The organism is Gemmatimonas sp. (genome assembly GCF_044376735.1).
In the GTDB taxonomy this organism is placed as follows: domain Bacteria; phylum Gemmatimonadota; class Gemmatimonadetes; order Gemmatimonadales; family Gemmatimonadaceae; genus Gemmatimonas.
In genome coordinates, this window is record NZ_JBILKJ010000185.1 from 1 (window position 1) to 4,655 (window position 4,655).

At 67.2% G+C, this 4,655-nt stretch carries 3 protein-coding genes; all 3 read left to right on the plus strand.

The window, feature by feature from the left end; all coding sequences use genetic code 11:
• Window positions 1-799: hypothetical protein (locus ACIRA7_RS14990; protein ID WP_396221651.1), on the plus strand; the 799-nt coding region annotated here is incomplete at its 5' end.
• 31 nt (window positions 800-830) lie between these two features.
• The gene (locus ACIRA7_RS14995) at window positions 831-2,882 is read left to right on the plus strand and encodes an ABC-F family ATP-binding cassette domain-containing protein (RefSeq protein ID WP_396221652.1); all 2,052 of its coding nucleotides are present in this window, start codon (window positions 831-833) and stop codon (window positions 2,880-2,882) included.
• A 188-nt stretch (window positions 2,883-3,070) separates the two neighbouring features.
• Window positions 3,071-4,655 (plus strand): hypothetical protein (locus ACIRA7_RS15000; protein WP_396221653.1); only part of this gene is annotated, 1,585 nt, incomplete at its 3' end.

Consider the following 4,655-nt stretch of genomic DNA (forward strand, 5'->3'; position numbering starts at 1 on the left):
CGGGCTCGAGGCCGGGGTGTCGGCCCTTACCGATCAGCTCCGGACGTCGCTGCTGGGGGTGACCCGCAATGCGCCCGATTGGGAATCCGCCGCCGACCGCGACGAGCTGGTGGCGGCGGTGGCCGCTGTGCAGCCGCCCGCCAGCATCGCCGCGCAGGCGCCGTTGCTGGAGCGGGCTGCCCGTCTCGTGCCGCTGGCCGAACGGCTGGTGGCCAACCGCCGCTCCGATGCCGCCACGCCGCATGCCGAGCGTGTGCACACGTTCGTGTCCGAACTATCGCACCTGGTGCACGAGGCCGGTGGCATTCGCACTTCGGCCCGCGACCACGCCCGGTTGCTGCAGGGGGCCGGCATCGCCGCCGAAGCCCGCCTCACGCCCCTCTACACGCTCCTGCTCATCACGCCTGCGGCGTTGATCGGGTGGCTCCTTCATGGGCCGATCTTCTGGGTCGTGTGGCGCTTGGCGCACTGGCATGCGAAGGCCCGCGCCGATGTGGTGGCGCGGGCGTTCGTGCCGGGGCTGCAGGTGGTCGCGGTGTGGTATCTGCTGCTGGCCGTCGTCGCCGTCGCTGCGCTGGTGTTGACCGGCAACGTCAGCGGGCTCACCGTCGTCGTGCTGCTGCTGCTCGTTACCCAGCTTCCGACCGCGGCCGACGTGGCTGTCGCTTGGCGTAATGGATGGCGTGGGCGCGCGCTCGTGTGGCGGGTGCGGCGCTGGCCGGCCGCGCGCCGGGCCGAGATCGCGCGCGTGGCCGAAGCGCTTCGCGCAGAGTGGAAGTCCGGTTACTCTCACGAATGACCGTTATTGCACATCTCCTGCCGGCGCAGGCATGACGCTTATCTCGATCGGGAACGCGCGGGTGGATTTCGGCGCGACCGAGATCTTTCGTGACATCTCGCTGACCGTCGGCTCCGGCGACCGCTGGGCCGTAGTCGGCCGGAACGGTACCGGCAAAACCACGCTGGTCCGCCTGATCACCGGCGATCTCCTGCCCACCAGCGGGGCGGTGGCGCGCATGCCCGGACTGCGCGTGGCGCTGATGGACCAGCACCGCCGCTTCCCCGACGGCATGACGTTGTGGGAGATCGTGGCCGGCGCGTTCGGCGATTTGCGCGCGCTGGAGCAGTCGCTGGCTCAGCAGGCGGCCAACCTCGAGCACGATCACGGCGAGGAGGCGATGGAGAAGTACGGCCGCGATCTCGAGCGCTTCGATCGCGAGGGTGGCTATCAGATGGCGGCCAAGGTCGACGCCGTGCTGATGGGTGTCGGCTTCGATCCGGAGGCCGCCCGGGCCACCAGCATCGGTACGCTCAGTGGTGGTGAACGCGGGCGCGTGGCGCTGGCGCGTCAGTTGGCCACGCCGGCGGAAATCCTGCTCCTCGACGAACCGACGAATCACCTCGATCTCGAAACGACGGCGTGGCTCGAGCAGTATCTGCGCGACACCGATCGCACCGTCATCTGCATCAGCCACGATCGCGCGTTTCTCGCGGTGATGGCCAATCACGTGTTGCACTTCGAGGGCGGTACGGCGTTCGCCTACGAAGGCAGCTATGAGTCGTTCCTCGTGCAGCGTGAAGAACGCCGGCTCACGCAACAGCGGCAGTTCGACAAGCAGCAAAACAAGATCGCGTCGGAAACCGAGTACATCGCGCGCAACTTGGCCGGTCAGAACACCAGGCAGGCGAAGGGACGTCGCAAGCTGTTGGCACGCATGCCGCGCCTGTCGGCGCCGATCGGTGGTGACGGCGTGATGGCGCTGCGCTTGTCGGCCGGCAACCGCAGCGGCGATCGCGTGATCGAAGCCGAGCATGTGACCGTGGCCGTGGAAACGCCCACGGGCGTGCGCGAGCTGTTGCGCGACGTGAACGTGGTCCTCGAGCGCAACGAAGTGGTGGCGCTCGTGGGCCCGAACGGCGCCGGCAAGAGCACCCTCATCAAGACGCTCGTCGAAGAGCATCCGGCGCACGCGGGTCGCGTGAAGATGGGGCCCAGCACGACCGTGGCGTACTACCGTCAGGATGTCGGGCATCTTCCGCTCGACAGCACGATCTACGAGGCCATTGCCACGCAGCGTCCGCTCTGGGAGCGTCGCCAGGTGCAGGGACACCTCGGTCGCTTCGGTTTCAGCGGCGATGAAGTGCAGCGCACGGTGGGCACGTTGTCGGGTGGTGAGCGCGCGCGCGTGGCACTGGCGCTGCTCACGCTGTCCACCAACAACCTGCTCATTCTCGACGAGCCGACGAACCACCTCGACGTCGAAAGCATCGAAGCGCTGGAGGATGCGATCGAGGAGTACGATGGGAGCTGTCTGATCGTGAGTCACGATCGTGCCGTGCTGCGCGGTTTGGCCACGCAGGTGTGGGAGGTGAAAGATCAGCAGCTGATCATCTTCCCCGGCAGCTTCGTGGAGTGGGAAGCGCTGCGGGCCGAGAACAAGCTCAAGGCGGAGAAGACCGCGCGGGAAGTGTCGCAGCGCGAGTCGGAGAAGAACGCCAAGGTCCGCGACCGGGAACGCGAGCTGCAGCGTGAGCGCGAGCGGGCCGACAAGGCCAAGGAACAGGCGTACGACAAATCGCAGGGGAAGCACGGTGCCAAGGCCGGCTACGCCCAAGCGGCGCCGACGTCGAACGATGCGCGCAAGGCCCAGCGGGCGGCCGACAAGGCGCTGACCGATGCCGAGCTGCGGGTGTCGATGCTGGAGGCCAAGATCGCCGGCATCACCGAGGAGCTCGATGATGCCACCCTGTACGATACGCCGGCCGGGGTGCAGAAGGCGGCGGCGTTGGGCAAGGCGCTCGACGACACGCGCGATGCCCTCGACGACGCGGTGCATGACTGGACGGCGGCGGCGGAGCGGGTGCAGCAGCTGAAATCGTAAAGGCAACGGCCAGCACACGGAGCACACCGATTGCACGGAACCAACACGGACAAGCGAGAAACGCAGTCTGCTTATCCGTGTTGGTTCTGTGAGATCCGCGGCATCCGCGTTCTGGCAGTTAGCGATCACGCGGTACACTGATCAGGCAGGGGCGCAACTTCCGTTGCCCCCGTGCGTACCAAACAGACATGCGAATACCCTCTCTCCTCGTTGCCGCCAGCGCGCTCACGTTGCTCGGCGCGCCCAACACCGTCGCCGCTCAGACGGATACGGCCAAAGCCACCGCCCCACGTGCCCTCCGCGAGCTGCTGGCCGATGCCAGTAAGCGGAACGTGTTGCCGCGTGACTTGATCAGTTTCACGTCGCACGTCGAGACGGAGATCTCGGTGGTGCTGCGGCGTGAAGAGGGAACCGAAGCGGTGGGGATGCTGGAGCAGGTGGCGAGTACGCTCAAGTGGAATCGCACCGGCTTCCACGATCAGCGTGTCATCGGCTATCGCGCACAGCAGACCGGCGCCAACCTCTCGATGCTGTCAGTGTTCCAGACCGGCTGGTTGAATCCGGTGCTCTATGGCAACCGGTTGCGGGTGCGCTCCAACTCGTCGCGTCGCACGACGCCCCAACGTGGTAGCTCGGACGGCGCCGATACGCTCCCGGCCGTTCATCCGCTCGCGGTCGATCGCGAGCAGTACTATCGGTACTCCGGCGGCGACACCATCGTGACCATGCGCGCCGGCGATCGCGTGATTCCAATTGCCCACGTGCGCGTACAGCCGCGCACCGATATCACGGGCCCGGTGGTGCTGTTCGACGGCGAAATGGATCTCGACGCGTCGCGCGGCACACTGGTTCGCTTGCGTGGCTACTTCGTGAGCGCCAAGGCCCCGCGTCGTGGGGTAATGGCCTCGCTGGGTGACGCGGTGGCGTTCGTGGAATACGAAAATGGGGAACGCAACGGCGCGTACTGGCTGCCGGCCAAACAGCGCATCGAGCTGCAGGCCACCTTCCCGGGATTGGGCGACAGTCGCGCCGTGGTCCGCATCGTGTCGCGCTTCTCGCAGATGCAGGTGAACGACACGGTCCTCGACGCTCGCACCCTTGCCGCTGCCGATTCTCTGCGCGCCCTCGCGCTTCGTCGCTTGAGTTTCGCCGACACCGATTCTCTGGGTCGCTACAGCGCCTGGCAAGCCGATGTCGGCGCGCTCTCGCTCGGTATGCACTCCGACGACTTCAACGACATCGGCCCCGACCGCTGGCGCACCTTTGGCGCGCCCCGTCTCGACTACACCGTACCGCGGGCCAGCGACGCGTTCCACTTCAATCGCGTGGAAGGTGTGTACACGGGCACGGGCATCAAGTGGTCGCTGCGCGATCTCGCCCCGGGGGTCGTCGTGCGCGCGAATGCGGGCTGGGCCTGGAACGAAGGCACCGCCCGCGGCCGCATCTCGGTGGAGCGCAGGCGTGGCAACACCGCGCTCGAACTTCGCGCCGGCCGATCGCTCGACAATACCAACGACTTCCGGGTGCCGTTCGACTCCGGCAACACCATGGCGGCGCTGTTCGCGTCGCAGGACCCGTACGACTACGTCGATCGTCGCAGCGCCACGATCGCCGCCGTGCGCACGACTGGTGCGCGTCGAGTGCTCACGCGCGTGGAGTTCGGCGTGGCCGACGATCGCTACCGCCCCGCATCGTACCGGCGCAGTCCCTTGGGCGGCGAGGCGTATCGCGAGAATCGCGGCGTTGACCACGGCAGCTATCTGCGCAGCGCCG